This window comes from Rhodanobacter sp. Root627, from assembly GCF_001427835.1.
Taxonomy (GTDB): Bacteria; Pseudomonadota; Gammaproteobacteria; order Xanthomonadales; family Rhodanobacteraceae; genus Rhodanobacter; species Rhodanobacter ginsenosidimutans.
In genome coordinates, this window is record NZ_LMGW01000001.1 from 986484 (window position 1) to 1011736 (window position 25253).

The window sequence follows — 25253 nt, forward strand, 5'->3', positions numbered from 1 at the left end:
ATCCTTTCAGAACGCGTTGATGCCGGTCAGCTCGCGGCCGACCACCAGCTCGTGCACGGTTTCGGTGCCTTCATAGGTGATCACCGATTCCAGGTTCAGCGCATGGCGGATCGCACCGTGCTCGGTGGTGATGCCGGCGCCGCCGAGGATGTCGCGGCACTGGCGCGCGATGTCGATCGCCATGCGGCAGTTGTTCCATTTCGCCAGCGACACCTGGGTCGGCTGCATCTTGCCGGCATCCTTCAGCCGGCCGAGCTGCAGCGACAGCAACTGCGCGGTGGTGATGCGCCGGGCCATGTCGGCCATCTTCAGCTGCACCGCCTGGTTGGAGGCCAGCGGCTTGCCGAACAGGATGCGCTCGGCGGTGTAGTCGAGCACTTCCTTGAGGCAGGCCTGCGCAGCGCCGATCGGGCCCCAGGTGATGCCGTAGCGCGCTTGGGTGAGGCAGCCCAGCGGACCCTTCAAGCCCCTCACGTTCGGCAGGCGCGCGCTGTCCGGCACGCGCACGTTGTCGAAGAACAGCGCGCTGGTGACCGAGGCGCGCAGGCTCATCTTCTTGTGGATTTCCTGCGCCTTGAAGCCGGCCGTGTCAGTCGACACCACGAAGCCCTGGATGCCGTCGTCCGTCTGTGCCCACACGATCGCGATGTGCGCCAGGTTGCCGTTGGTGATCCACATCTTGGCGCCGTTGATGACCCAGTCGTCGCCATCCTTCTTCGCATGGGTCTTCATGTTGGCCGGATCGGAGCCGCCGTGCGGTTCGGTCAGGCCGAAGCAGCCGATCACTTCACCCGCGGCCATCGGCGGCAGGTAATGTTTTTTCTGCTCCTCGCTGCCGTAGGCGAAGATCGGGTACATGCACAGCGAACTCTGCACCGAGGCGAAGCTGCGCAGGCCGGAATCGCCGCGCTCCAGCTCCTGGCAGATCAGGCCATAGCTGACGCCGTTCATGCCGGCGCCACCGTATGCCTCGGGAATCGTGGCGCCGAGCAGGCCCAGGCCGGCGATCTCCGGGATCAGCTCCTTCGGGAAGCGGCCCTGGTCGAAGCAATCGCCGATGATCGGCAACACGCGCTCATCGACGAAACGGCCGACGGAGTCTTGCACCATGCGCTCCTCGTCGGTGAGCAGCGAGCGGACATCATAGAGATCGAGCGGGTCGAGACGGGTAGCCATGCAATGGAGTCCGTAGGTCAAGGCAAGCTTCGCATTCTAGTCCGGCCGTCCGGAGCGGTCATGGCAAGCTGCAGCATCGGCGATAGGCGCAGCGGCAGGGCCGTGGGACAATCGTCGCGCCCGCCTCATCGCGCTGCACGCATGCTGCGATCGAAGTTTCCCCCGCCCTCTTCGGATACCCATGTTCAAAGGCATCCTGCTCGGTTTCCTGGCCTTTGCCGCCTTCGCGCTCAGCGACGCGTTCGTGAAGCTGTTGCACGGCTCGCTGCCTGCTTATGAGGCGGTGTTTTTCGGCGCCTTGTTGGGCCTGAGCGCACTGCCCTTCATCAAGGGAGAGGGCGACCGCTGGCGCGAGGTGCTGCTCGCGCAACGCCAGGGTTTGTGGGTCGTGCGCGCCGTCGCCAGCGCCATCGGTACGACCGCCGCCGTGATCGCGTTCACCGCCCTGCCGATGGCCGAGGCTTTCGCGCTGATCTTCCTGATGCCGATCTTCGTCACCATCCTGTCGGTGCTGGTATTGAAGGAGCATGTCGGCTGGCGCCGCTGGTCGGCGGTGGTGGCGGGTTTCCTCGGCGTGCTGGTGGTGTTGCGGCCGGGCTTCCGTGAACTCGGCGCCGGCCATCTTGCCGCGCTTGTCTGCGGCCTTGCCGGTGCCATCTCGATGATTGCCCTGCGCCTGTCCGGGCCACACGAAAAACGCATCACGCTGTACGGCGCCGGCGTGATCGGCTCGACGACGCTCGCCGGCATGCTGATGCTGACCAACTTCCGCTGGCCGCATTTGAGTCAATGGCTGTTGCTGCTCGGCTACGGTTTGCTCGCCGCACTCGGCGCGGTGCTGCTGATGCTGGCCACGCGCAGGGCGCCGGCGAATCACGTGGCACCCACCCAGTACAGCCAGATGCTGTGGGCCGTGCTTCTGGGCTATGTGCTGTTCGACGACCAGCTGGATTGGCCCATGGCAGTCGGCATTGCCATCATCCTCGGCGCCGGCCTGTTCACCTTCGTACGCGAGGACAAGGTCACGCGCTGGTGGAAGCGAACTCGCGTGGTGTGACGATCGATGGCGCGATACCGCAGCGGCTCAGCGGTTGCTGACGCCATGCGGGACATGCCCGGTCGCCACGTGCTTGCGTGCGGATTCCACGTTGGCCGGTGAGTCGTCGAAAAAGATGTCGGCACCGAAGGCATCCAGGAACGGGCCCTTGTCGCGGCCACCCAGGAACAGCGCCTCGTCGATGCGCACGCCCCAGCGGCGCAAGGTGAGGATGACGCGCTTGTGTGCGGGCGCGGAACGGGCCGTGACCAGGGCCGTGCGGATCGGTGAATCTTCGGCGGGAAACGCCGCCTGCAGGCGGTGCAGCGCGGTAAGAAAACCGCGGAACGGGCCCACCGAAAGCGGTTCGGCGGCGTGCTCGGCCTCGCTGCGATGGAACGCTTCCAGCCCTTCCTCGCGCGACACCCGTTCGCCCTCGTCACCAAACAGCACGGCATCGCCATCGAATGCGATGCGCAACTGCTCGCTGGCGCGCGGCGGCGCGGTGCTGGGCAGGATGGTGGCGGCGGCGACACCGGCGGCGAGCGCGCGGCCGACGTCCTCGGCATTGGCGGAAAGAAACAGATCCGCCTTGAACGGCGCGATGTAATCGGACGTCGGCGCGCCGCTGGTAAACGCGGCGCGGCTGATCTCCAGCTTGTAATGCTGGATCGCGTTGAAGATGCGCAGGCCGGTATCGCCCGAATTGCGCGACAGCAGGATCACCTCGACCGGCGGCACGTCACCGGCCAGCTTGTTGAGCCCCAACAGTTTCTGCACCAGCGGAAACGCCACGCCAGGCTGCAGGATCTCGTTCTCGTGCTCGATCTGGAAGTTGCGGTATGCATCCAGCCCGTCGCGCTCGAACAGCGAGTGGCTGTCACCGAGGTCGAACAACGCGCGCGAGGAAATGGCCACGACCAGTCGGTTGTCGCCGGCAGCTACCGGATCGTGCGCGTCGACGGGAGGAGTGGTCATGCGTCCTGTGCCTGATGGGAGGGATGGTTTTGAATCTAGCAAAGGTGGGGGTATGGGTGGGTGGAGAAGAGCTTGCCCTCATCCGCCCTGTCGGGCACCTTCCCCCGTAAACGGGGGAAGGGAGCTGGCTGGTTCGGGGGAGCTCGATGATCCGCCGTTTACGGGGAAAGTGCCGCAGGCGGATGGGGGCAGCTCTTCACTCCGCCGCGAACTGCTCATCCAGTATCCGCTGCTCAAGATTGTGCTCGGGGTCGAACAGCAGCCGCACGCCCTGATCGCCCGATTGCCGGATCGTCACGGTCAGCACGTCGCGCACTTCATGGAAATCCGCGGTGGCGCTGACCGGTCGCTTGCCCGGGTCGATGACGCGAAACGCCACTTCCGTGCGATGCGGAAGAATGGCGCCGCGCCAGCGGCGGGGGCGGAACGGGCTGATCGGGGTCAGCGCCAGCACGTTGGCATCCAGCGGCAGGATCGGGCCGTGCGCGGACAGGTTGTAGGCCGTGGAGCCAGCGGGGGTCGAGACCATGATGCCGTCGCACACCAGTGAGGTCAGCTTCACCGTGCCGTTCAACTGCACTTCCAGATGGGCGGCCTGGTTGCTCTGGCGCAGGAGCGACACCTCGTTGAACGCCTTGGCGACATGCGCGCGGCCGGCCACGTCGGTCACCCGCATTTCCAGCGGAAACAGCGACGCCACGTGCGCCCGCTCGATGCGTTCGGGCAGGTGGTCGAGCTGGTGCATGTTCATCAGGAAACCGACCTGACCCAGTTTCATGCCGTACACCGGCACGTCCAGGTCGCGATAGGCATGCAGGGTGCGAAGCATGAAACCATCGCCGCCCAACGCCACGATCAGTTCGGCCTGGGCTGGCGGTACATCGCCATACCGTTGCACCAAGGCATCGCGCGCCTGTTGCGCGACGGCGGTGTCGCTGGCGACAAAGGCAAAACGCATCGGGAACCCTGACTGGCGGGAGAAGGCTGAAGGATACGACAGAGGGGGAGCTGCGCCCTAAAGTCCCGAGCGTCCCCGCACGCCCGCCCCCTCCCAACCTCCCCCTGCCAGCAGGAGGAGGAGCCAAAAGCCGCAAACACCGAACACGAACCACCACAAAGCCAGAGCGTGCCGTAATACCCTCCCCTGCTCGCAGGGGAGGGACGGGGTGGGTCAACCCGCGGGGAACTCCAACCGAAGCCTCAAACCGGCAACTGCGCCAGTTGCGCCAGTCGCCTCACGGCCACCGATGCAATCGGGTAATCGGCATTCTGGGTGAGGATCTCGGCCAGCATGCTGCGCGTGTGTTGCAGCGTGGCGTCGTCGCGTTGCAACCATGCCTGCACCGCGGAGACATCGCCGCTGTCGTCGACGCCCATGCTCAACACCTGCTGTGCCAGCGCCCGGTGCTGCTGGTTCAACTCATCCAGCAGCGAGCCGCGCGCCTGCGCATGCCAGTGGCCTTCCACCGGCAACGCCTCGATCTGGTCGCGCAACCAGCCCAGATCCAGCGCTTCGCCCAGTTCATAGAAGATGCGCGCCACTTTCTCGATCGGCTCGTCGCTTTGGCGGGCGATCTCGGCCATGTCCAGCGCCGCGCGCAGGTCTGGCATGCGGGCCAGCCGCAGGGCCAGTGCCGATGGCATGCCAAGGCCTTCCCATTTCTCGCGGTCGCAGGTGAAGTCGCCCTGGCCCGCCTTGCCCAGCACGTGCGGCAAGGCCTTGCGCAGATCCGACACCACGCCCTGGTAGCGCTCGACGTTGGCGGCGATATCCAGCGTGCCACCGGGTCGGTTCAACAGCCAGCGCGTCATGTGCCGCAGCAACGCCCAGATTTTCAGGATCGCGTCGGTCTGGGTGCCTTCGGCCACCTTGCTGTCCAGCGCCTCAAGCTCGGCCCACAGCTCGCGGGCATCGAGAATCTCGCGCGCTGCGGTGTACGCCTTGGCGATGGCGGCGGGCCGCTGGCCGGTGTCCTCCTGCATGCGCATCATGAAGGTGGCGCCCATGCGGTTGATGGTGGAGTTGGTGACCGCGGTGGCGATGATCTCGCGCTTCAGGCGGTGGCGCTGCATGTGCTCGGCGTACTTCTCGTGCAGCGGCTCTGGGAAATAGCGCACCAGCTCGCGCGAGAGGTAAGGATCTTCCGGTACGTCGGAATCGAGCAGTTGCTGGAACAGCCGCATCTTGTCGTACGACAGCAGCACCGCCAGCTCCGGCCGACTCAGGCCCTGCTCCCGGCTCTTGCGCTCGGCCAGCTCGGCATCCGATGGCAGGTTCTCCACCTGGCGGTCCAGCGTGCCCTCAGCCTCCAGCGTGCGGATGAAATGCGCCATGGAACCGAGCCGGCGCACCGACTGGTGCTCCATCAGCGTGATCGCCTGGTTCTGCCGGTAGTTGTCCCACAGCACCAGCTTGCCGACCTCCTCCGTCATCGACGCCAGTTGCTCGTTGCGGGCGTCGACGCTGAGCTCGTTGCGCTTCACCGCATCGTTCAGCAGGATCTTGATGTTGACCTCGTGGTCGGAGGTGTCCACGCCCGCGGAGTTGTCGATGAAGTCGGTATTGAGCAGCACGCCGTTCTGCGCCGCCTCGATGCGGCCCTTCTGGGTGAAGCCCAGGTTGCCGCCCTCACCCACCACCTTGCAGCGCAGCTCCCCGCCATCCACGCGCAGCGCGTTGTTGGCGCGGTCGCGCACGTCGGCATGGCTCTCGCTGGCGGCCTTGACGTAGGTGCCGATGCCGCCGTTCCACAGCAGGTCCACCGGCGCCCGGAGGATCGCGCTGAGCAGTTCGTTGGGCGGCAGGTGCTCGACATCGGCCTTCAACCCCAGCGCGGTACGCACCTCGGCCGAGATCGGGATCGACTTGGCGCTGCGCGGATACACGCCGCCACCGCTTGAGATCAGCGAGCGGTCGTAGTCGTCCCAGCTGGAACGCGGCTTGTCGAACAGGCGCTGGCGCTCGGCAAAGGAGCGTGCGGCGTCGGGCGTGGGGTCGAGGAAGACATGGCGATGATCGAACGCCGCCACCAGCTTGATGTGCTCGGACAACAGCATGCCGTTGCCGAACACGTCGCCAGACATGTCGCCGATGCCGACGCAGGTGAAATCCTGCGACTGCGTGTCCACGCCCAGCGAGCGGAAATGGCGCTTCACCGACTCCCATGCGCCACGCGCCGTGATGCCCATGCCCTTGTGGTCGTAGCCATGCGAACCACCGGAGGCGAACGCGTCGCCCAGCCAGTAGTCGTGCTCGATCGAAATGGCGTTGGCGATGTCGGAGAACGATGCCGTGCCCTTGTCGGCGGCCACCACCAGATACGGATCGTCGCCGTCGTGGCGCACCACATCCTGCGGGTGCACCACCTCGCCCTCGACCAGGTTGTCGGTGATGTCGAGCAAGCCGTTGATGAAGATGCGGTAGCAGGCGATGCCTTCGGCCAGCTGTGTGTCGCGGTCGCCATCGACCGGCGGCCGCTTGACGAAGAACCCGCCCTTGGAACCGACCGGCACGATGACGGTGTTCTTCACCATCTGCGCCTTGACCAGGCCCAGCACCTCGGTGCGGAAATCCTCGCGCCGGTCGGACCAGCGCAGGCCACCGCGCGCCACCGCGCCGAAGCGCAGGTGGATGCCTTCGACGCGCGGCGCGCAGACCCAGATCTCGCGGTAGGGGATCGGCTTGGGCAGCCCGGGAACCTGATGCGGATCGAGTTTGTAGCTGATGTAATCGCGCGGCGCACCCTCGTGATGCTGGAAGAAGCTGGTGCGCAGCGTGGCACCGATGACGCTGACGAAGCTGCGCAGGATGCGGTCCTCGTCCAGGCTGGCGACGTTCTCCAGCAGCACGCCGATGGCGCTTTCCACGGCCTGGATCTGCTCCGCGCGCGGCCGCGACAGGGCGGCGCCGAGATCGGCGATCAACGAAGGCTGCGCGCTCTGCACGTTGGTCGGGATCAACGCTTCCATCTCGGCCGCCAGCGTGGCGCCAGCCGCCTTCAAGGCCTCGGCGGACATATCCTCGCGGCGCGGATCGAACCGCGCCAGGAACAGCTCCACCAGCAAGCCGGCGATCGCCGGATAGCGGTTGAGCGTGTCTTCCATATACGCCTGCGAGAACGCCGCGCCCGTCTGCAGCAGGTACTTGCAATAGCCGCGCAACATGGCGATCTGGCGCCAGCTGAGCTTGGCGCCCAGCACCAGCCGGTTGAAACCGTCGTTCTCCGCGTTGCCGCGCCAGATCTGCTCGAAGGCTTCCTCGAACAAGGTACCGACCTGCTCCACGCTGAAGGTGAGCTTGCCGGCCGGTTGCACCTCGAAATCCTGGATCGACAGCGACGCGCCATCGCGCGGGATGTCGTAGACGTGCTCGGTGAGCACGCGCAGGCCCAGGTTCTCCAACTGCGGCAATACCTCGGACAGGGCGATGTCGCCGCCACTGCGGTAGACCTTGAAACGCAGCGTCTCCGGCGCCTTCAGCGGATGGTAGAACGACATCCGCAGCGCGTTTTCGCCCGACAGCAGCGATAGCGCGCGGATGTCCTCGGCGGCCACGGCGGGGCTCACGTCATCGACGTAACCCGGCGGCATCGCCTTGCCGAAACTGTTGGCGAGCAGCATGCCCTCGTGCTCGCCCTGCGAACGCACCAGCGCATCGCGCACATCGTCGTGCCAGTTGCGCACGATCGCCTCGACACCCTGCTCCAGCGCGCCCAGGTCGTAATCGGGGTGATCGCCGATGCGCGGCCGCACCACCACGTACAACCGGGTCAACGCGGCCTCGCCCATCTGCACCGACGAATCCACCTGCTCGGCATGCAACGCCTCGCCCAGCAGCGCCTCGATGCGCTCGCGCACCGAGGTGTTGAAGCGTTCGCGCGGCACGAATACCAGGCAGGCGAAGAAACGGTCATAGCGGTCGCGGCGGACGAACAGTCGGGCGCGCGCGCGCTGGCGCAGCTCCAGGATGCCGCTGGCGGTGGCAAACAGCTCGTCCTCGTTGCTCTGGAACAGCTCGTCGCGCGGCAGCACCTCCAGGATGTGGCGCAGCGATTTGCCGGAGTGGGAATCGCGCTTGAGCTCCGAACGCACCAGCACCGATTCGACCTTGTGCCGCACCAGCGGCACATCCTGCGGCCGGGTCATGTAGGCACTGGAGGAGAACATGCCGATGAAGCGTTCCTCCGCCACTGCCTTGCCATCGGCATCGAATTTCAGCACGCCCACGTAATCCATGTAGCCGCTGCGATGCACGTGCGAGCGGGCATTGGTCTTGGTGAGGATGATGGCGTCGGTCGCACCCGAGTGCGGCAGTTCGCTGGCCGCCAGCGAGCGCACCGACCGCGGCGCCAGCGAATGATCGCTGTCACGCAGGATGCCCAGCCCGGTGGAATCCACCGCGCGCAGCACCTGCTCGCCATCGGCCGCCACCACCTCGTACTGGCGGTAACCGAAGAAAGTGAAGTTGTCGTCGGCCATCCAGCGCAGGAAATCCGCCGCCTCGCGCACGGAATCCTCGTCCAGCGAAAGCTTGCGGTGCGGCAAGTCGGCGGCGATCGCCAAGGCCTTGTCGCGCATGGCCGACCAGTCGCCCACGGCCTGGCGTACATCATTAAGTGCGTCGGCAACCTGTGTCTGCAGGCGCGAGCACAGCGCCTCGTCGACGATGCGGTCGATCTCGAAATGCATGATCGACTCGGGCACGCCGGACTCGTCACCGAGCCGCAGGAGCTGCCCCTCGGCGTCGCGCACGGCGTTCAACACCGGGTGGATCACCGCCTGAATCGACTGCCGGTTCTCCGCCACGATCATGCTGACGGTGTCCACCAGGAACGGCATGTCATCGGTGACCACCTGCAACAGGCTGCGGCCGGGGTGACCAGGCACCGCATCCAGCACCCGCACCAGCGCCTGCCCACGGGGTCGGCGTTGCATGAATTGCAGCAAGCCCGCGATCAATCCGGCCCACTGCTGCGGCGTGTGTGCGGCCACGTCGCCCGGCGCCATGCGGGCAAAAAAGACGTCGGTGAAGATGTTCGCCCCCGCCAACTGGGAGGGTTCGAGCCCCTGTGCTTTCAGGGCGTCGAGTACGGCATTGCGGGGGGATGTTGCGGTGGTCGCTTGGATCGCATTCATGGCTTCTACTGGGTAGTGAAAACAAAATGGCGTCATGCAACGTCGCCCCAGAATACTGCCGCGTCGCGAAGCACCACCACCGACCTCCGCCACTTGCATATTTCGCGCGGACAGTGATCCAGTTACGTGGCGCGCAAACGCGTGCGGCATCGGCTGCCTGCCGGCGCTTGTCCATACCACCACACCCGGTGTCAACGGGTGGATTCACACCTGATTTAAAATGTAAACTGTCCGGTATAGTCTTGCCGGCCAAGGCCCGATGCTCCGCGAGGATTCGCGAAGCATCCGTCGGGCGCCCCTACCGTCGGCAAGACCCAAAGACATGAGGCAGCCGAGGCACGGCGCTGTATCGATCCCCTGGATCGGCAGCCGCGCACCGGTGCATCCCCACTCTTCCCCGATTCGAGCATCGTTCTGGAGCCGCCATGAAGTCCTCCCTACTGCGCGCACCGTTGTGCCTCTGCCTGCTTGCCCTCGCGGCATGCGGCGGCAAAGGCAAGGAACAAGGCCCGCCGCAAATGCCCCCGCCGGAAGTGGGTGTGCTGAAGGTGCAGCCGCAAAACGCACCCCTGACGCGCGACCTGGTGGGGCGCCTGTCGCCCTATCGCAGCGCCGATGTACGCGCCCGCGTTGCCGGCGTACTGCTGAAGCGCACGTACGAGGAAGGCACCGACGTCAAGAAAGGCCAGCTGCTTTTCCAGATCGACCCGGCGCCGTTGAAGGCATCGCTCAATGCCGCGCAGGCATCGCTGGCGCAGGCGCAGGCCACGGCAACCAACGACAAGGTCACCGCGCAGCGGGTGCGTGAGCTGGCCCCGAAGGGCTACGTGTCGAAAGCCGATCTCGACAACGCGCTGGCCGCCGAACGCAATTCCGCCGCCGCCGTGCAGGCTGCACGCGCCAACGTGGAAACGGCCCGCATCAGCCTGGGCTACGCCAACGTGACCTCGCCCATCGATGGTCGCGCCGGCCAGCAGCAGGTGACTGAAGGCGCGCTGGTGGGCAATGGCGAAGCCACCCTGCTCACCACGGTGGACCAGATCGATCCGCTGTACGTGAACTTCACCATGAGCGTGGCCTCGCTGGAGAAGATGCGCAGCGCGCAGCGCAGCGGCGACGTCACCCTCGCCGGCGCAAACAAGACCAGCGTGCGGATCACCCTGCCCGATGGCAGCACCTATGCGGAATCTGGCGTGCTGGATTTTTCCGACACCTCGGTCAACCCGGCCACCGGCGCGGTGAACCTGCGCGCCACCATCCCCAACCCGCAACGCACGCTGTTGCCCGGCATGTACGTCACCCTGACCGCCAACCTCGGCCAGCAGCACAAGGTGTTCCTGCTGCCGCAGGCGGCGGTGCAGCGGGACACGGTCGGCGCCTACGCGATGGTGGTTGGCGCCGATGGCAAGGTCGTGCGCAAGGACCTCACCACCAGCGACATGCGTGACGGCCAGTGGGTGGTCAACGACGGCCTCGCCGCGGGTGATGCGGTGGTGGTCTCCGGCCTGCAGAAGGTCAAGGCCGGCGCACCGGCCAAGGCCACGCCGTGGCAGCCTGCGCCACCCGCCGGCGCCAAGTCGGCCGCCAAAGCCCCGAGCGGCAAGTAACGGAGCGCGATCATGCCGAGTTTCTTTATTGACCGCCCCATTTTCGCGTGGGTGGTGGCCATCCTGATTTCGCTGGGCGGTGTGCTGGCGATCCTCAACATGGGCGTCGAATCGTACCCGTCGATCGCCCCGCCGTCGGTCACCGTCAGCGCCACCTACCCCGGCGCCAGCGCGGCCACCACCGAGAAAACCGTCACCCAGGTGATCGAGCAGCAACTGACCGGCATCGACCACCTGCTGTATTTCAGCTCGTCGTCCAGCGCCAGCGGTCGCGCCAGCATCACCCTGACGTTCGAAAGCGGCACCGACCCGGACATCGCCCAGGTGCAGGTGCAGAACAAGGTGGCGCTGGCCACCCCGCGCCTGCCCTCGGAAGTAACCCAGCAAGGCGTGGTGGTGGCCAAGGCGAACGCCGGCTTCCTGATGGTGGTGGCGCTGACGACGGACAATCCGGAGATCGACCGCAACCGCCTCAACGACATCGTGGGTTCCAGCGTGCTGGACCAGATCGCGCGCGTACCCGGCGTGGGCAGCACGCAGCAGTTCGGTTCCGAATACGCCATGCGGATCTGGCTGAACCCGGACAAGCTGCAAGGCTACAACCTGTCCGCCACCCAGGTGCTCGCCGCGATCCGCGCGCAGAACGTGCAGTTCGCCGCCGGTTCGCTGGGCTCCGACCCCGCGCCGGAAGGCCAGGGCCTCAGCGTCACGGTATCGACCGAAGGGCGCTTCACCACGGCCGAGCAGTTCGCCGACATCGTGCTGCGTGCCAACAGCGACGGCACCACGGTCAAGCTGGGCGACGTCTCGCGGATCAGCTTCGGCCCCGGCAGCTACGGCTTCGACACCAGTTACGAGGGCAAGCCGATCGGCGCCTTCGCGATCCAGTTGCTGCCCGGCGCCAACGCGCTGGACGTGGCCACCGCGGTACGCGCCAAGATGGACGAGCTGGCACCCAGCTTCCCGCAGGGCGTGACCTGGTTCAGCCCGTATGACAGCACCAGTTTCGTGCGGATCTCGATAAACGAGGTGATCCACACGCTGATCGAGGCGATCATCCTGGTGTTCCTGGTGATGCTGCTGTTCCTGCAGAACTTCCGCGCCACGATCATCCCCACGCTGGTGATCCCGGTAGCCCTGCTGGGCACGTTCCTGGGCATGCTGGTGCTGGGCTTCACCATCAACCAGTTGACCTTGTTCGGCATGGTGCTGGCCATCGGCATCGTGGTGGACGACGCGATCGTGGTGATCGAGAACGTCGAACGCATCATGACCGAGGAAGGCCTCTCGCCGCGCGACGCCACGGTCAAGGCGATGGGCCAGATCACCGGCGCCGTGGTGGCGATCACGGTGGTGCTGGCGGCGGTGTTCGTGCCCTCGTCGCTGCAGCCGGGCGCCACCGGCGTGATCTACAAGCAGTTCGCGCTGACCATCGCGGTGTCGATGGGCTTCTCCGCGTTCCTGGCCCTGTCGTTCACGCCGGCGCTGTGCGCCAGCTTCCTGCAGCCGGAACACCACAAGAAAAAGAACATCGTTTTCCGCAAGTTCAACGACATGTTCACCTGGATCACGAAGACCTATACCGGTCACGTCCACGGTGCGGTGAGTCATGCGCCACGCTGGATGATCGTGTTCGTGGCGGTGGCCGTGCTGGGTGGTTTCCTTTACTCCCGCCTGCCCGGCAGCTTCCTGCCCGAGGAGGACCAGGGCTACGCGCTGGCCATCGTGCAGTTGCCGCCAGGCGCCACCCTGCAGCGCACCACCAAGGTGATGAAGCAGATGCGCGAGATCCTGGACAAGGACGACGCGGTCGCTGGCGTGCTGCAGGTCACCGGCTTCAGCTTCGTCGGCGCCGGCGAAAACGTCGGCATGAACTTCATCAAGCTGAAAGACTGGGCCGACCGCGATGCCTCCGCCACGGAGTTCATCGGCCGCGCCAACGGCGCCTTGCAGCAGATCCGCGACGCGCAGGTGTTCGTGGTCAACCTGCCGACAGTGCAGGGCCTGGGGCAGTTCGGCGGCTTCGACATGTATCTGCAGGACCGCAGCGGTGCCGGTCGCGACGCGCTCACCCAGGCGCGCAACACCTTGCTGGGCAAAGCCAGCCAGAGTCCCGTGCTGGTGGGCGTGCGTCCCAATTCGCTGGAGGATGCGCCGCAGTTGCACCTGGATGTCGACCGCATCCAGGCGCAATCAATGGGCCTGTCGGTGGGCGATATCTACAACGCGGTCGGCCTGATGCTGGCGCCGGTCTACGTCAACGACTTTGCCTACGGCGGGCGCGTCAAGCGCGTGATCATGCAGGCCGATGCACCGTATCGCATGGGCCCGGATGCGCTGGAGCACTTCTTCACCCCCAGCTCGCAGCTCACCGCCAACGGCACACCGGCGATGATCCCGCTGTCGAACGTGGTGCATACCGACTGGATCGTGTCGTCGCCGTCGCTGACCCGCTACAACGGCTATTCCGCGGTGGAAATCGTCGGCTCGCCCACGCCAGGGCATTCCTCGGGCGAGGCGATGGCCGAGATGCAGAAGATCGTCAACGACGACCTGCCCAAGGGCTTCGGCTACGACTGGACCGGCCAGTCCTACCAGGAGATCCTCTCCGGCAACGCCGCCACCTTGCTGATGGTGCTGTCGATCGTGATCGTCTTCCTGGCTTTGGCGGCGCTGTACGAAAGCTGGTCGATCCCGATCGCCGTGTTGCTGGTGGTGCCGCTGGGCATTCTGGGCGCGGTGGTATTCACCCTGTTGCGTGGCCTGCCCGACGACATCTACTTCAAGATCGGCATGATCACGGTGATCGGCCTGGCCGCGAAGAACGCGATCCTGATCGTGGAGTTCGCGGTGGCCGAACAGCAGGCCGGGCGCACCCTGCGCGAAGCCACCGTCGACGCGGCCCGACTGCGCCTGCGGCCGATCCTGATGACCTCGCTGGCCTTCATCCTGGGCGTGTCGCCGCTGTTCTTCTCCACCGGCGCCGGCGCCAACGCCCGCCACGCCATCGGTACCGGCGTGATCGGCGGCATGCTGTTCGCCACCTTCCTGGGCGTGCTGCTGATCCCGGTGTTCTACATCGTGGTGCGACGCCTTCTGGGCGACAAGCTGGATGGCGATACGCCGGCCAAGCCCGCACTGGATGGGCCGAGCACGTTCGACTCCGATCCGCGACGGGGCGCCTGATCCCCGGCAACAACGAAAAGCCCGGCAGGAAACTGCCGGGCTTTTTTGTGTCATCGCCAGCGCAGGGCCGCCGCCAAATCCCGTTCATCCTGAGCGTAGGCCGAAGGCCGAAGTCGAAGGACATGCCAGTGCGCAGCCACGTTTGGCGGCGCTTCGACTCCGCCCGCTGCGCGGGCTACGCTCAGCGCGAACGGTTGGGGGGTTAGTCAACCGCGGCGGGTGCCTGCTCCCGCGTGCCAATCAGCGCAACCCTGTTTCGGCCCGCGCAATCACCATCCGCTGGATCTCGCTGGTACCCTCGTAGATCTCGGTGATTTTCGCATCGCGGAAGTAGCGCTCCAGCGGCATTTCTTTCGAATAACCCATGCCGCCATGGATCTGCACCGCCTGGTGCGCGATCCACATCGCCGCTTCCGAGGCAGTGAGCTTGGCCACGGCCGCCTCGGTGCCGAAGCGGCCACCGCGTTGCTCAGCTTCGCCCTTGGCCCACGCCGCGCGCAGGGTCAGCAGCGTGGCGGCGTCGAGCTTGCACTTCATGTCGGCGATCTTGGACTGGGTCATCTGGAAGCTGCCGATCGGCTGACCGAAGGCCTTGCGGTCGCGCGACCATTGCAGGGTGGCCTCGTAGGCGGCGCGGGCGATGCCGACTGCCTGCGACGCGATGCCGATGCGCCCCGCGTCAAGCACGCCCATCGCGATCGAGAAGCCCTTGCCCTCCTCGCCCAGCAGGTTCTCCTTCGGCAATACGTAATCGGTGAACTCGATCTCGCAGGTGGCCGAGGCGCGGATGCCCAGTTTCGGTTCTGTCTTGCCGGCGTGGAAGCCAGGTAGTTGCGTGTCGATGATGAAGGCCGACACGCCCTTCGCGCCGATGCCCGGAGTGGAGATGGCAAACAGCACGATGTAGCGCGCCACGGGGCCGGAGGTGATCCAGCTCTTCTTGCCGTTGATCACCCAATCGCCAGCGGCGTTCCTGGTGGCGCGCGTGTGCATGGCCGAGGCGTCGGAACCCGATTGCGGTTCGGTCAACGCATACGCGCCGATCGCCTCGCCGGTGGCGATGGCGCGCACGTACTTCTGCTTCTGTTCCTCATTGCCGTGCTTGAGGATGCCGTGGCAGAACAGCGAGTTGTTCACGCTCATCACGGTGGCGGTGGCCGCGTCGGCCGCGGCGATCTCGATCATCGCCAGTACGTAGGCGATCGGGTCCATGCCGGCGCCGCCGTAGGCTTCGGGCACTTCCACGCCCATCAAGCCCAACTGGCCCATTTCGCGGATGTTCTCCAGCGGAAACTCGGCGCGGGCGTCGAACTCGGCCGCCACCGGCGCAATGCGCTTTTGCGCGAAATCACGGGCGATCGACTGGATCGACAATTGCTCTTCGGTAAACCGGAAATCCACGGGCGCCTCCAAAGTTACGTCAGCAACCATTTTAGAACGTAAGAAGTGAAAGCCTCTGTGCGAACGCAACATGGCCCGACAGCGGGTTGCGGCATGGCCTCTGCTTGACGCATCGCACCACCCGGCCTAGCCTTGTCATCTTTCTATCGCGATAAAGGGATGACGATGGATCTCGCTACCGCCTCCGGCGTGCTGCGGCTACTCGCCGATCCCACCCGGGTGCGCCTGCTGGCCCTGCTCGAAAACGAGGAGCTGACCGTCGCCGAACTGGCCGCCGTGCTGCATCTGGCGCAGCCGCGCGTATCGACCCACCTGGCCAAGCTCAAGGAAGCCGAGCTGGTGCGCGACCGCCGCGCCGGCGTGTCCGCCTATTATCGCGCCAACAACGAGGGCGACGAACACCAGCATGCGCTGCTGCGCTCGCTGCGCGAAAGCATCGACGACGCGTTGCTGCGCGAGGACGCCGCGCGCCTGCCCGGCGTACTGGCCCAGCGCGCCCGCGAACAGGGCTGGGCCGACACCGTGGCCGGCGACATGGAGCGCCACTATTCGCCCGGTCGGACCTGGGAAACCGTGGCCCGCTCGCTGCTGCAATTGCTGGCCACCGGCGACGTGCTGGACATCGCCTCCGGCGACGGCGTGACCGCCGAACTGCTGGCCCCGCATGCGCATTCCATCGTCTGCGTGGATTCCAGCGAGCGCGTGGTCGAAGCCGCCGCCAAGCGACTCAAGCCGTTCACCAACGTGCAGGTGCTGCAGGGTGACATGCACGCACTGGAGCTGGGCGACCAGCGCTTCGACCTGGTGTTGATGCTGCACGCCCTGACCTACGCCGAGGACCCCGCCGGTGCCATCGCCGAAGCGGCCCGCATGCTGCGCCCCGGTGGTCGTCTGCTGGCGGCGACGTTGGGCCGGCACGACCATCGGGCCGCCGTGGAGCCCTTCGACCATCGCAACCTGGGATTCAGCAGCGACCAGCTGGAAGGTTTCGCGCGCGCCGCGGGGTTGGAGGTACTGAACTGCTCCCGCCTCAGCCGCGAACGCAAGGCCCCGCATTTCGAGGTCATCAGCCTGCTGGCACGCAAACCGTCATGACCCCCGACTTTCCTTTTCGCCACCCTGATCAAACGAGCATTGCCCCATGAGCGCCCTCCCCTGGATCCACCCCGAACGCGTCGCCCTGCTGGAGGCGGCACTGGCCACGCGCATCCTCATCCTCGACGGCGGCATGGGCACGATGCTGCAGGCGCATCAACTGGATGAAACCAGCTTCCGCGGTGAGCGCTTCGAGCACGGCCACGACGGCCACGCGCACGACCATGCCGGCAGCTGCGATCTGAAAGGCAACAACGACCTGCTCTCGTTGACCAAGCCCGAGATCATTCGCGGCGTGCACGACGCCTACCTCGAAGCCGGTGCCGACCTGATCGAAACCAACACCTTCAACTCCACCCGCATCAGCCAGGCCGACTACAAACTGCAGCACCTGGCGCAGGAACTGAACCGCGAAGGCGCCAGGCTGGCCCGCGCCGCCTGCGACGCGATGACCGCGAAAACGCCGGACAAGCCGCGCTTCGTCATCGGCGTGCTCGGCCCCACCAGCCGCACCGCCTCGCTTTCGCCGGATGTCAACGATCCGGGTTTCCGCAACGTCACGTTCCAGGAACTGGTGGAGAACTACACCGAATCGGCGAACGGCCTGATCGAAGGCGGCGCCGACGTGCTGATGGTGGAAACCATCTTCGACACCCTGAATGCCAAGGCCGCCCTGTTCGCGCTGAGCGAACTGTTCCACCAGCGCGGCGCACGCATGCCGGTGATGATCTCCGGCACCATCACCGACCGCTCCGGCCGTACGCTCTCGGGCCAGACCGCCGAAGCGTTCTACTACTCGGTGCGCCACGCGCGGCCGCTGTCGGTGGGTTTCAATTGCGCGCTGGGCGCCGAGGACCTGCGCCCGCACCTGCAGACGCTGGCGGGCGTCGCCGAAACCTACGTCAGCACACATCCCAACGCCGGCCTGCCGAACGCCTTCGGCGAGTACGACGAAACGCCGGAGGAGATGGCCAGCGTGATCGGCAGCTTCGCCCGCGAAGGCTTGCTGAACCTGGTCGGCGGCTGCTGCGGCACCACGCCGGCGCACATCAAGGCGATTGCCGAAGTGGTGCGCGATTGCGCACCCAGGGCGCCGCTCTCACTGGCCACGGAGGCCGCATAACATGACACGCCACACCCGCCTCTCCGGCCTCGAACCGCTGGTGATCACGCCCGACCTGTTGTTCATCAACGTGGGCGAGCGCACCAATGTCACCGGCTCGGCGCAGTTCAAGAAACTGATCAAGGAAGAGCGCTACGACGAGGCCGTCGAAGTCGCCCGCCAGCAGGTCGCCAACGGCGCGCAGGTGATCGACATCAACATGGACGAGGGCCTGATCGACTCCGAGGCGGCGATGACCCGCTTCGTCAACCTGATCTCGTCCGAGCCCGACATCGCCCGCGTGCCGTTCATGATCGACTCGTCCAAGTGGACGGTGATCGAGGCCGGCCTGCGCTGCCTGCAGGGCAAGGGCATCGTCAATTCCATCTCGATGAAGGAAGGCGAAGCCCCGTTCCTGGAGCAGGCGCGCAAGGTGCAGCAATACGGCGCCGCTGCGGTGGTGATGGCGTTCGACGAACAAGGCCAGGCCGACACCATCCAACGCAAGGTGGAGATCTGCTCGCGCGCCTACGAATTGCTGACGAAGGAACTCGACTTCCTGCCCGAAGACATCATCTTCGACCCCAACATCTTCGCCATCGCCACCGGCATCGAGGAGCACAACAACTACGCGGTGGACTTCATCGAAGCCACCCGCGAGCTGAAAAAACGCTTCCCGGATTGCCACATCTCCGGCGGCGTCTCCAACGTGTCGTTCTCGTTCCGCGGCAACAACATCGTGCGCGAGGCGATCCACTCGGTGTTCCTGTACCACGCGATCCGCGCCGGCATGGACATGGGCATCGTCAACGCGGGCGCGCTGACGATCATGGACGACATCGACCCGCCGCTGCGCGAGCGCGTCGAGGACGTGGTGCTGAACCGCCGCGAGGACGCCACCGAGCGCCTGCTGGAGATCGCCGACAACTACAAGGGCAAGCGCGGCGCCGCCGAGGTCGAGACGCTGGAATGGCGCGAGAAGGACGTGCGCTCCCGGCTCAGCCACGCGCTAGTGCACGGCATCGACCAGTACGTCACCGAGGACACCGAGGAAGCGCGGCAGATGTCGACGCGCCCGCTGGACGTGATCGAAGGCCCGCTGATGGACGGCATGAACGTGGTCGGCGACCTGTTCGGCGCCGGCAAGATGTTCCTGCCCCAGGTGGTGAAATCCGCCCGCGTGATGAAAAAGGCCGTGGCCTACCTGCTGCCCTACATCGAGGCGGAAAAACTGCGTACCGGCGACACCGGCAAGAACAACGGCAAGATCGTGATGGCCACGGTCAAGGGCGACGTGCACGACATCGGCAAGAACATCGTGGCCGTGGTGCTCCGCTGCAACAACTTCGAGGTGATCGACCTGGGCGTGATGGTGCCCGCGCAGAAGATCCTGGAAACCGCGATCGCCGAGAAGGCCGACATGATCGGCCTGTCCGGCCTGATCACGCCGTCACTGGAAGAGATGGCCAACGTGGCCAAGGAAATGCAGCGGCAGAACTTCCACGTGCCGCTGCTGATCGGCGGCGCCACCACCTCGCGCGCACATACGGCGCTGAAGATCGAGCCGCACTACAAGGCCGGCACGGTGTGGGTGAAGGACGCCTCACGCGCGGTCGGCGTGGCACAGTCGCTGGTGAGCAAGGACCTGGTCGGTGATTTCCTGGCCAAGGTGCGCGTGGAATACGCCGACGTGCGCGAACGCCATCGCAACCGCGGCCCCGGCAAGAAACTGGTGTCGCTGGAGAAGGCACGCGCGCAGCGCTTCAGCTGCGACTGGGCCGCCTACGAGCCGCCGCAGCCCAAAAAACCCGGCATCACCGTATTCGACGACTACGACCTGTCAGTCATCCGCCGTTACATCGACTGGACACCGTTCTTCCAGGCATGGGAGCTGGCCGGCCACTACCCCGCCATCCTCACTGACGAGGTCGTCGGTGCCCAGGCCACCGAGCTGTTCCGCGACGCCCAGGCGATGATGGACAAGATCATCGGCGAAAAATGGCTCACCGCCCGCGCCGTGGTCGGCCTGTGGCCGGCCGCCAACATCATGGATGATGTGGAGATCTACACCGACGCCAGCCGCACCACGGTGCTCGCCACCCTGCACAGTCTGCGCCAGCAAGCCGACAAGCCACCCGAACGCCCCAACCTGTGCCTCGCCGATTACATCGCACCGAAGGAGTTCAACAAGCCCGACTGGATCGGCGGCTTCGCGGTCACCGCGGGCCTGGGTATCGAGGAACACCTCAACCGCTTCCTGGCCGACTACGACGACTATTCCTCGATCATCCTGAAGGCGCTGGCCGACCGCCTGGCCGAAGCATTCGCCGAGCACATGCACGAACGCATGCGCAAGGAATTCTGGGGCTTCGTGCCGGACGAGGCGCTCGACAACGACGCGCTGATCGCCGAGAAATACCGTGGCATCCGCCCGGCCCCCGGCTATCCCGCCTGCCCCGAGCACACCGAGAAGAAAACCCTGTTCGCGCTGCTGGACGCCACCAAAAACGCCGGCATCGAACTCACCGAAGGTTTCTCGATGTACCCCGCCGCCGCGGTCTCGGGCTGGTACTACTCGCACCCCGACAGCCAGTATTTCGTGGTCGGCCGCCTGAGCAAGGAGCAGATCGAGGACTACGCACGCCGCAAAGGCTGGACTCTGGCCGAAGCCGAGCGCTGGCTGGCCTCCAACCTCGACTACGAGCCCGAATAAGCGTGGTTCTGCAGGAGCGCACCCAAGGTGCGCTCCTGCATTGTCTTTACGCGGTCGCGTCTCCGGTAATGCTGTTCTTGCGATTGCGCAGATGCACGTACAGGTTGTACGTGGAAACGAATACCGGGAAGAAATTCGAGAGGATGCCCACCGAATCGTTCTTGCCCACGATGAAATACGCCAGCAGCAGCACGCTGCCCAGCACCGACAGCCACCAGAACGCCAGCGGCATCACCACGCGCTTGTACTTGCGCGTGTAATAGAGCTGCACGAACCATCGGCTGGTGAACATCAGCGTGCCGGTGTAACCCACCAGCTTCCATGGGGTCAGCTGAAAGTGCTGCAGCGCATGGACGATCGACGGGAAATTGGCACTGAAAAAATCCATGGCGACGCACTTCGATTTGTGAGGTCCGCAAGTCTACCAATTCACCCCGTGCTCCCGAGACGTTTCTCCTCGCGCGTCATCAAATAACGTTGACCCACGCCGCAACTGCCCCTAAAATGCAGCGCTCACATTGGGCGGTTAGCTCAGCGGTAGAGCACTGCCTTCACACGGCAGTGGTCAGTGGTTCGATCCCACTACCGCCCACCAAGACAAATAAAAAACCGGCCTTCTGGCCGGTTTTTTATTGCGCACGGTTCAAGCCCGGCATCGAGGCTCGAATCAAAGAGGCCGCGTCACGCCTGTCCTTGCGCAGCAAGCGCCGCCAGGCGATCGAGTTCCGCTTCCACAAAGCCTGCCTCCAGTCGCGCGGGTCGGTTGAACGGGCCGCGCAGGTTGACGCCCATGTAGTCGCGTATCAGGGCGAAGAAATGAGCGATGGGTTCGATGCCGTCGCGCTGGCAGCAGTGCTGGTACCAGCGGGTGCCGGCGGCGACGTGGGCAACTTCCTCGCGCAGGATCACTTCGAGGATGGCAACGGTTCGGGTGTCGCCCAACCGGCGCAGGCGTTCGATCATGGCCGGGGTGACATCCAGCCCGCGTGCTTCGAGCACGCGCGGCACCAGCGCCATGCGGGCGGTGTCGTCGTGAGCGGTTTTCTCGGCCATCTGCCACAGGCCGTCGTGGGCGTCGAAATCGCCGTAGGCATGGCCAAGCTCCTGCAACCGCTCGGCCAGCATCGCGAAATGGCGCGCCTCGTCATGGGCGCAACTGGCCCAGTCGCGGTAATACGCGGCGGGCTTGCCGCGGAAGCGGTAGACCGCGTCCCACGCCAGGTTGATCGCGTTGAACTCGATGTGCGCCACGGCATGCACCAGCGCCGCCCGACCTTCCTCGCTGCCGAGGCCGCGTTGCGGCAGCTGGCGTGCGTTCACCAGCACGGGTTTCGCAGGTCGGCCAGGCGCGGTGATCGGATCAGGCGCAGGCGACGACGTGTCGGGTTGCAGGTCGCCGGCGAGAAACGCTTCCCATGTGGCGTGGGTAAGCCGCAGTTTCTCGGCCGGTTCGGTGGCATCCAGACAGCGTTTGGCCGCGGCGTGAAGATCGGTCATGGCTTTTCCTGTAGGAGCACACCTTGTGCGCGACGCTTTTCGTTGCGTGACGAAGAGCTATCGCGCACAAGGTGCGCTCCTACATGAGGTGATCGCCCAGCGCTAGACGCTGCGCCTGGCGGCCTTGGCATCGTCCGAACGCAACATCTGGATCTGCTCCAGGTAACGCTGGTCCAGGCCGGTGACGTACTCGCCGGAGAAACACGAGGCGTCGAACTGCTGCAGCTCCTCGTTGCCGTCCTGCACGGCCCAGATCAGATCCTTCAGGTCCTGGTAGACCAGCCAGTCGGCGCCCAGGATCTTCTCCACCTCGGCCTCGGTCTTGCCGGCGGCCACCAGCTCGGTCACCGAGGGCATGTCGATGCCGTAGACGTTGGGGTAGCGCACCGGCGGCGCGGCGGAAGCGAAATAGACATTCCTGGCGCCGGCGTCGCGGGCCATCTGGATGATCTGCTTCGACGTGGTGCCACGCACGATCGAGTCGTCGACCAGCAGCACGTTCTTGTTGCGGAATTCCAGGTCGATCGCGTTGAGCTTGCGCCGCACCGATTTCACCCGCTCACCCTGCCCCGGCATGATGAAGGTGCGACCGATGTAGCGATTCTTGACGAAGCCCTCGCGGAACGGAACGCCCAGCACCCCGGCCAGCGCACTGGCGGCGGTGCGCGCGGTGTCGGGAATGGGGATCACTGCATCGATGCCGTGATCGGGGCGCAGGCGCAGGATCTTCGCGCCCAGTTTTTCGCCCATGCGCAGGCGCGCCTTGTACACCGATACGTCCTCGATCATCGAATCGGGCCGCGCCAGGTAGACGTACTCGAAGATGCATGGGGTGTGCAGCGCACCCTCGGCGCAGCGGCGGCTGAAGAGCTCGCCTGCGTCGGTGATGATCACCGCCTCGCCCGGCTCCACGTCGCGGATGCGCTTGAAGCCCAGCACGTCCAGCGCCACCGATTCCGACGCCACCGCGTATTCGCGACCTTCGGCGGTGACGCGTTCGCCCAGCACCAGCGGGCGGATGCCGTGCGGGTCGCGAAACGCCAGCAAGCCGTAGCCCAGCAGCAACGCCACGCAGGCATAGCCGCCGCGGGCGCGCACATGCATGCCGGCCACGGCCTTGAAGATGTGATCCGGCGTCAACGCCATGCGGTCCTGGATCTGCAGCTCGTGCGCCAGCACGTTCAGCAGCACCTCGGAATCGGAGTCGGTGTTGATGTGGCGCCGGTCGCCCTCGAACATCTCGCGGCGCAACTCGTCGGTGTTGACCAGGTTGCCGTTGTGGGCGAACGCAATACCGTAGGGGGAGTTGACGTAGAACGGTTGCGCCTCCGAGGAGCCCTCGGAACCGGCTGTGGGATAGCGGCAATGGCCGATGCCGATGCGGCCGGGCAGCGTCTTCATCGATGCCTCGGTGAACACGTCGCGCACCAGCCCGTTGCCCTTGTGCAGGCGCAGCCGCGAACCGTCCACGGTGGCGATGCCGGCGGCGTCCTGGCCGCGGTGTTGCAACACCGTCAAGCCGTCATAAAGCGCCGATGCCACCTGGGTGGTACCGACAATGCCGATGATTCCGCACATGTTGTTGCCTGCTTCGAAAGTCGTTCAAAAATGAGGGGCGGGAGCGCTGCCTGCAGCCGCGGGATAGGCCTGGTGCGCGGTACTGGCCGGAGCGGGCGTCCGGCCCGATATGGGGGTCAGCAGCGAAGCCGGCAAGCGTGGCAACTGGCTCAGCTGGGCGGGCGCGTGCAGGTTGCGCACCTCCGCCGGCACGCGCTGTTCCAGCCAGCTGGCCACATGCTGAAAATGCGGCAGCAACACCGACTGCTGCCACCACGGATCGCGGGTGAACGCGGTGAATCCGATCAGGAACACCAGCAGGGTCACCAGCAATACACCGCGCACGAACCCGAAGATCATGCCCAGCAGCCGATCGGTGCCGGACAAACCGGTACTCGCCACCAGCCGCGCCACCACGAAGCGCAGCAACGCGCCCAGGATCAACACCGCCACGAAACACAGGCCGTAGCCGGCAATGATCCGTGCCGAGGGCAGCGTGATGATGGTGCCGAAGTGCGACGCCACCGCCGGCCCGAAAACCCAGGCCACCCAGAACGCCGCCGCCCACACCACCAGCGCCAGCACTTCGGCAATCAGGCCACGCCACAGCCCGATCAATACCGACAAGCCGAGCACGCCGATGATCGCGTAGTCGATCCAGTTCATGGATGAATCCGTCCGGCTCGCAGTGGGCGATGCAAGCTCAAGGCACCGACACGATGTTGCCGTCGATGCCCAGCTTGGCCTTGATCTGGTCGTGCACGCGCTGTGCATCCGCACGCTGCGTCTGCGGGCCGGCGCGCACCCGCCACAGCTGCTTGCCGCCGACGTTGACCGAATCGACAAAGCCGTCGAAACCTGCCGCCCGCAACTTGTCGCGCAGCGCGTTGGCGTCGGCCTGGCCGCTCACCGCCGCCAGTTGCACCGCCCAGCCGCCGGCCTTGCTGGCGCTGGCGGTATGTGCGGAGGTGGTCGGGCTGGCGGAGCTGGCTTGCGCGACGCTGTGCTCCAGCGTCGCCGGCACGCCGGAGATGCTATGGGTGATTTTCAGCCGCGCCGCCTCAGCGGCCGTGCGCGTGGCAAACGGGCCGGCGACGACCTTGGTCCGGCGCTGCCCCGCCTGGGTGATCGCATGGCTGCTGACCGGGTAACCCAGGGCACGCACCTTCTGCTGCAAGGCGGCCGCGCCCGAGGCGCTGGCGTAGGCACTGAGGTTGATCATGTAGCTGCCCTGCACGCCGGCGTCGGCCACATGGGGCGCAGGCTCGGCGGGTTTGGGCGCAGGCTTGGGGGCCGGAGCCGGGGCGGGTTCGGGCTTGGCTTCGGGCTTGGCGGGAGCCGCCGGCTTGGTCGCGACGGGCTCGGCGGCAGCGGGTGCCGGCGTTTCATTGCGGGTCGCGGCCTGCATCGGGATCACCGGCTCGGCGGTGGACGTGCCCGTTCCCGTGGTAACCGTGGTGGGCTCGTGCGCCTTGCCGGCGCGGGGGTCGGTCTCCACATCCAGCGGACGGTTGGAGCCGATGTTCACCGTGGCCAGCTGATCGCCGGAGACCGGCGCCTGCGCTTGGGTCGGTGCCGTGCCGCTGGTGGACAGATCCATGGTGCGCGTCTGCAGGTCGCGATCCGGCGCCGGCGGAATCGCCAGGCTCACCGCCGCGTCGCCACTTTCCGCCGGCGGCTTGCCGGAAAACCACATGGGAATGAACAGAACCGCCAAGGCGATCAGGACGGCAGCACCCAGCAGGCGTGTATTCAAGGTTTCGCTCCAAG

Annotated in this window: 16 protein-coding genes and 1 tRNA gene; 7 read left to right on the top strand and 10 right to left on the bottom strand. The window is 65.8% G+C overall.

What is annotated here, in order from left to right; all coding sequences use genetic code 11:
• Nucleotides 1-6: 6 nt before the first annotated feature.
• Nucleotides 7-1176 (bottom strand): acyl-CoA dehydrogenase family protein, encoded by a 1170-nt coding sequence (locus tag ASD68_RS04695; protein ID WP_056603958.1) that lies wholly within the window; start codon nucleotides 1174-1176, stop codon nucleotides 7-9.
• A 181-nt stretch (nucleotides 1177-1357) separates the two neighbouring features.
• On the opposite strand from ASD68_RS04695, the gene ASD68_RS04700 reads away from it, so the two are divergent.
• Nucleotides 1358-2233 (top strand): DMT family transporter, encoded by an 876-nt coding sequence (locus tag ASD68_RS04700; protein WP_056079346.1) that lies wholly within the window; start codon nucleotides 1358-1360, stop codon nucleotides 2231-2233.
• A 27-nt stretch (nucleotides 2234-2260) separates the two neighbouring features.
• Here the strand turns inward: ASD68_RS04700 and ASD68_RS04705 are convergent, their stop codons facing one another.
• From ASD68_RS04705 to ASD68_RS04715, 3 genes are all read right to left on the bottom strand, one after another.
• Entirely contained in the window at nucleotides 2261-3190 is a 930-nt protein-coding gene (locus tag ASD68_RS04705) for a 5'-nucleotidase (RefSeq protein WP_056079349.1), read from the bottom strand.
• Nucleotides 3191-3386: 196 nt separating this feature from the next.
• Nucleotides 3387-4148 (bottom strand): NAD kinase, encoded by a 762-nt coding sequence (locus ASD68_RS04710; RefSeq protein ID WP_056603960.1) that lies wholly within the window; start codon nucleotides 4146-4148, stop codon nucleotides 3387-3389.
• 242 nt (nucleotides 4149-4390) lie between these two features.
• Nucleotides 4391-9325: an NAD-glutamate dehydrogenase domain-containing protein gene (locus ASD68_RS04715; RefSeq protein ID WP_056603963.1), complete on the bottom strand. Its 4935-nt coding sequence runs from the start codon at nucleotides 9323-9325 to the stop codon at nucleotides 4391-4393.
• A gap of 425 nt (nucleotides 9326-9750) precedes the next feature.
• Between ASD68_RS04715 and ASD68_RS04720 the strand changes: the two genes are divergently transcribed.
• Together ASD68_RS04720 and ASD68_RS04725 are read left to right on the top strand one after the other, a co-directional pair.
• Nucleotides 9751-10932 (top strand): efflux RND transporter periplasmic adaptor subunit, encoded by a 1182-nt coding sequence (locus tag ASD68_RS04720; protein ID WP_056603966.1) that lies wholly within the window; start codon nucleotides 9751-9753, stop codon nucleotides 10930-10932.
• Between the two features lie 12 nt (nucleotides 10933-10944).
• On the top strand, nucleotides 10945-14118 hold the full coding sequence (locus ASD68_RS04725) for a multidrug efflux RND transporter permease subunit (RefSeq protein WP_056079360.1): 3174 nt from the start codon (nucleotides 10945-10947) through the stop codon (nucleotides 14116-14118).
• 240 nt (nucleotides 14119-14358) lie between these two features.
• Here ASD68_RS04725 and ASD68_RS04730 read toward each other — a convergent pair whose 3' ends face one another.
• Nucleotides 14359-15549, bottom strand: a complete 1191-nt coding sequence (locus tag ASD68_RS04730; RefSeq protein ID WP_343123433.1) for an acyl-CoA dehydrogenase family protein — start codon at nucleotides 15547-15549, stop codon at nucleotides 14359-14361.
• Between the two features lie 135 nt (nucleotides 15550-15684).
• Here ASD68_RS04730 and ASD68_RS04735 point away from each other — a divergent pair, with 135 nt between their 5' ends.
• The 3 genes from ASD68_RS04735 to metH are packed head-to-tail and all read left to right on the top strand — an operon-like array spanning nucleotide 15685 to nucleotide 20429.
• Nucleotides 15685-16614: a metalloregulator ArsR/SmtB family transcription factor gene (locus ASD68_RS04735; RefSeq protein WP_056080957.1), complete on the top strand. Its 930-nt coding sequence runs from the start codon at nucleotides 15685-15687 to the stop codon at nucleotides 16612-16614.
• A 46-nt stretch (nucleotides 16615-16660) separates the two neighbouring features.
• Nucleotides 16661-17737: a homocysteine S-methyltransferase family protein gene (locus ASD68_RS04740; RefSeq protein WP_056603969.1), complete on the top strand. Its 1077-nt coding sequence runs from the start codon at nucleotides 16661-16663 to the stop codon at nucleotides 17735-17737.
• Nucleotide 17738: 1 nt separating this feature from the next.
• Nucleotides 17739-20429 carry a methionine synthase gene (gene metH, locus ASD68_RS04745; RefSeq protein ID WP_056603972.1) on the top strand — a complete coding sequence of 897 codons (2691 nt, stop codon included), beginning with the start codon at nucleotides 17739-17741 and terminating at the stop codon, nucleotides 20427-20429.
• A gap of 46 nt (nucleotides 20430-20475) precedes the next feature.
• Here the strand turns inward: metH and ASD68_RS04750 are convergent, their stop codons facing one another.
• Nucleotides 20476-20817, bottom strand: coding sequence for a lipid-A-disaccharide synthase N-terminal domain-containing protein (locus ASD68_RS04750; protein ID WP_056603975.1), 342 nt, complete (start codon nucleotides 20815-20817; stop codon nucleotides 20476-20478).
• 132 nt (nucleotides 20818-20949) lie between these two features.
• On the opposite strand from ASD68_RS04750, the gene ASD68_RS04755 reads away from it, so the two are divergent.
• Nucleotides 20950-21024: transfer RNA gene (locus ASD68_RS04755), tRNA-Val, on the top strand.
• 86 nt (nucleotides 21025-21110) lie between these two features.
• On the opposite strand, the gene ASD68_RS04760 is transcribed toward ASD68_RS04755, so the two are convergent.
• The 4 genes from ASD68_RS04760 to ASD68_RS04775 all read right to left on the bottom strand — a co-directional run bounded on the left by ASD68_RS04760 (nucleotide 21111) and on the right by ASD68_RS04775 (nucleotide 25239).
• A complete protein-coding gene (locus ASD68_RS04760; protein WP_056079370.1) occupies nucleotides 21111-21926 on the bottom strand; it encodes a ferritin-like domain-containing protein in 816 nt (271 codons plus the stop codon).
• A gap of 102 nt (nucleotides 21927-22028) precedes the next feature.
• On the bottom strand, nucleotides 22029-23504 hold the full coding sequence (gene purF / locus ASD68_RS04765; RefSeq protein ID WP_056603978.1) for an amidophosphoribosyltransferase: 1476 nt from the start codon (nucleotides 23502-23504) through the stop codon (nucleotides 22029-22031).
• Nucleotides 23505-23528: 24 nt separating this feature from the next.
• Complete coding sequence (locus ASD68_RS04770; protein WP_056603981.1) at nucleotides 23529-24149, bottom strand: CvpA family protein; 621 nt, start codon at nucleotides 24147-24149, stop codon at nucleotides 23529-23531.
• Nucleotides 24150-24186: 37 nt separating this feature from the next.
• A complete protein-coding gene (locus ASD68_RS04775) occupies nucleotides 24187-25239 on the bottom strand; it encodes an SPOR domain-containing protein (protein ID WP_056603983.1) in 1053 nt (350 codons plus the stop codon).
• Nucleotides 25240-25253 lie beyond the last annotated feature (14 nt).

Excerpts from the sequence above, each read along its gene's own strand:
- ASD68_RS04740 (WP_056603969.1), top strand. The coding sequence starts at position 16,661 with ATGAGCGCCCTCCCCTGGATCCACCCCGAACGCGTCGCCCTGCTGGAG.
- ASD68_RS04750 (WP_056603975.1), bottom strand. The coding sequence starts at position 20,817 with ATGGATTTTTTCAGTGCCAATTTCCCGTCGATCGTCCATGCGCTGCAG.
- ASD68_RS04720 (WP_056603966.1), top strand. The coding sequence starts at position 9,751 with ATGAAGTCCTCCCTACTGCGCGCACCGTTGTGCCTCTGCCTGCTTGCC.
- ASD68_RS04705 (WP_056079349.1), bottom strand. The coding sequence starts at position 3,190 with ATGACCACTCCTCCCGTCGACGCGCACGATCCGGTAGCTGCCGGCGAC.
- ASD68_RS04735 (WP_056080957.1), top strand. The coding sequence starts at position 15,685 with ATGGATCTCGCTACCGCCTCCGGCGTGCTGCGGCTACTCGCCGATCCC.
- ASD68_RS04710 (WP_056603960.1), bottom strand. The coding sequence starts at position 4,148 with ATGCGTTTTGCCTTTGTCGCCAGCGACACCGCCGTCGCGCAACAGGCG.
- ASD68_RS04730 (WP_343123433.1), bottom strand. The coding sequence starts at position 15,549 with ATGGTTGCTGACGTAACTTTGGAGGCGCCCGTGGATTTCCGGTTTACC.
- ASD68_RS04700 (WP_056079346.1), top strand. The coding sequence starts at position 1,358 with ATGTTCAAAGGCATCCTGCTCGGTTTCCTGGCCTTTGCCGCCTTCGCG.
- ASD68_RS04715 (WP_056603963.1), bottom strand. The coding sequence starts at position 9,325 with ATGAATGCGATCCAAGCGACCACCGCAACATCCCCCCGCAATGCCGTA.
- metH (WP_056603972.1), top strand. The coding sequence starts at position 17,739 with ATGACACGCCACACCCGCCTCTCCGGCCTCGAACCGCTGGTGATCACG.
- ASD68_RS04770 (WP_056603981.1), bottom strand. The coding sequence starts at position 24,149 with ATGAACTGGATCGACTACGCGATCATCGGCGTGCTCGGCTTGTCGGTA.
- ASD68_RS04695 (WP_056603958.1), bottom strand. The coding sequence starts at position 1,176 with ATGGCTACCCGTCTCGACCCGCTCGATCTCTATGATGTCCGCTCGCTG.
- ASD68_RS04760 (WP_056079370.1), bottom strand. The coding sequence starts at position 21,926 with ATGACCGATCTTCACGCCGCGGCCAAACGCTGTCTGGATGCCACCGAA.
- purF (WP_056603978.1), bottom strand. The coding sequence starts at position 23,504 with ATGTGCGGAATCATCGGCATTGTCGGTACCACCCAGGTGGCATCGGCG.
- ASD68_RS04725 (WP_056079360.1), top strand. The coding sequence starts at position 10,945 with ATGCCGAGTTTCTTTATTGACCGCCCCATTTTCGCGTGGGTGGTGGCC.